This window comes from Sphingomonas sp. S-NIH.Pt3_0716, from assembly GCF_003950715.1.
In the GTDB taxonomy this organism is placed as follows: domain Bacteria; phylum Pseudomonadota; class Alphaproteobacteria; order Sphingomonadales; family Sphingomonadaceae; genus Sphingobium; species Sphingobium yanoikuyae_A.
In genome coordinates this window covers 1-1,748 of sequence record NZ_QLJK01000094.1, presented here as the reverse complement: position 1 = coordinate 1,748, position 1,748 = coordinate 1, and the positions used below count along the sequence as shown (strand labels likewise).

4 protein-coding genes are annotated in these 1,748 nt (G+C 64.1%); 2 read left to right on the top strand and 2 right to left on the bottom strand.

The features are described 5' to 3' along the window. Both BRX37_RS26155 and BRX37_RS26150 read left to right on the top strand, forming a co-directional pair. Window positions 1-482: type IV secretory system conjugative DNA transfer family protein (locus tag BRX37_RS26155; RefSeq protein ID WP_164522552.1), on the top strand; the 482-nt coding region annotated here is incomplete at its 5' end. Between the two features lie 11 nt (window positions 483-493). Next, window positions 494-883: a hypothetical protein gene (locus BRX37_RS26150; protein ID WP_038293042.1), complete on the top strand. Its 390-nt coding sequence runs from the start codon at window positions 494-496 to the stop codon at window positions 881-883. A gap of 80 nt (window positions 884-963) precedes the next feature. Here BRX37_RS26150 and BRX37_RS26145 read toward each other — a convergent pair whose 3' ends face one another. Then, the gene (locus BRX37_RS26145) at window positions 964-1,200 is read right to left on the bottom strand and encodes a hypothetical protein (RefSeq protein WP_017502931.1); all 237 of its coding nucleotides are present in this window, start codon (window positions 1,198-1,200) and stop codon (window positions 964-966) included. Window positions 1,201-1,323: 123 nt separating this feature from the next. Beyond that, window positions 1,324-1,641 (bottom strand): helix-turn-helix domain-containing protein, encoded by a 318-nt coding sequence (locus tag BRX37_RS26140; protein WP_017502930.1) that lies wholly within the window; start codon window positions 1,639-1,641, stop codon window positions 1,324-1,326. Window positions 1,642-1,748: the final 107 nt, after the last annotated feature.

The window sequence follows — 1,748 nt, the reverse complement described above, 5'->3', positions numbered from 1 at the left end:
CCGCCAAGCCGGCCGTGCCGGTCCTCTATCTGCTCGATGAGTTCGCCGCCCTCGGCCATCTGGCCCCCGTCGAGCGCGCTATGGGCCTCATGGCCGGCTACGGCGTCCAGCTCTGGCCCATCCTGCAGGACGTTCACCAGCTCCGCGCCACCTACGGGCAGCGCGCCGGCACCTTCCTGTCAAACGCCGGCGTCCTACAGGTGTTCGGCGTCAACGATCACGATAGCGCCCGCCTTGTCTCCGATCTGCTCGGGCAGGAAACCGTGGTGTTCCAGACCATGAGCCGGGCGCTCGATTCCGACAAATCCGGCATTTCCTACGGCGAGCAGCACACGGCCCGCCCGCTGCTGACCCCCGATGAGGTCCGCAACCTGCCGCAGCATGTCGAATTGCTGTTCCTCGCCGGGCAACGCCCGATCGTCGCCGGCAAGCTCGCCTATTACGCCGATGCAGAGTTCCGGGGGCTGTTCGACCAAGCATGAAGGATGAAGCCATGACCGACACCGATGCGCCCGAATGGCCCGATCCCGCCGACAAGGCCCATGCCGTCGAGCAAGCCAAGTGGCTCCGCAACCAGGTCGCAGAGGGTGGATTGCGATTTGAAGCCTATTTGCCGCCGTCGCTGGCCCTGTGGCTGCTCGATCTGATCGAACAGGACACGTTCCTTGATCCGTCCGAAGCCGTGTTCGTGATCTTGGGCGAGCATAAGGAGCTGGAACCCCATGCCGATCTGCGCCGGGAACTGCTCAAGCGCAGCATCGAGGCGGCGGCCGATGATCCCCGACCGGGGATTTCGGGCGAGGAAATGAAAGCGGAGCTGCGCGACATGCTCAAAGCCCCCCTGCCCGAGCCGGCCAGATGGGAAAAGCGGTCCCGGCGCTGACGCACCGGGGCTTTGTCACTGGCGGCCCTCCGGCTCACTACAGCGCGACATGGGGGCGCGTTCGCCTCCGGGCCGGGCGGCTACGCCGCGTCCCGTTCGTCCAGATAACGCGAATGGAGCCGGGTCAGCTCGATCCCGTCAACGGCCTGCGCTCGCCGTAAGGCAACGACCAGCTCCCCGACTTCATCAACAACACCATCGTCGCCGGAAAGCCGGGTGGCATCATCGGCCCAATCGTCCAGCGCCGTGCGCTGAACGGCAACCCCATGTCGGGCCGCCAGCTCCCGGATGATCGTTTCGGCCGTCTTGGTCGTCATGGCTTGGCCTCCGCAGGCACGGCGCTAGCCCCCGGCTGGCCCGCTCTCATCATCTAGGGCCGTAGGGACAGCCGGGGGCGGGTTGCAGGCGAATACATTGCCTAATTGCCTCTTTGCCAGCAATCAAGCAATCGCTTGAACACCCTTTTTCTGGATGACTGTCAGAAGCCGCAGCGCCGGGCCTCCCGGCTTCTTCACACCCCGCTCCCAATCCGAAACGAGGCCCTTGCTCACGTTGAGATACCGGGCAAAGACTGGTTGCGACAGGTGTTCGCGCTCCCGGATTGCGCGGATTTCCTCGGGGGGCATCGGCTCAACTGCTGTCAGGCAGGCGTCATCAAACTCGCGCATCGTCTGCTTGTCGATCGCGCCAGACTGATAAAAGCCCTCCATCATTTCATGGACGGCCGCCATTGCCTCACTCTTGTATGCCTTAGCCATCGCAATTCACCTCTAACATTCGGCCCGCCGCTACTTCCGCGTCCATCTGTGCATCGGAGAACCCAAGCACCAACTTAGCCGCCCTCTTGAACGCGGCTTCCTCGTCG

Bases quoted from the DNA above. Each gene is read 5' to 3' on its own strand.
- BRX37_RS26140 (WP_017502930.1), bottom strand. From the start codon at position 1,641: ATGGCTAAGGCATACAAGAGTGAGGCAATGGCGGCCGTCCATGAAATG.
- BRX37_RS26150 (WP_038293042.1), top strand. From the start codon at position 494: ATGACCGACACCGATGCGCCCGAATGGCCCGATCCCGCCGACAAGGCC.
- BRX37_RS26145 (WP_017502931.1), bottom strand. From the start codon at position 1,200: ATGACGACCAAGACGGCCGAAACGATCATCCGGGAGCTGGCGGCCCGA.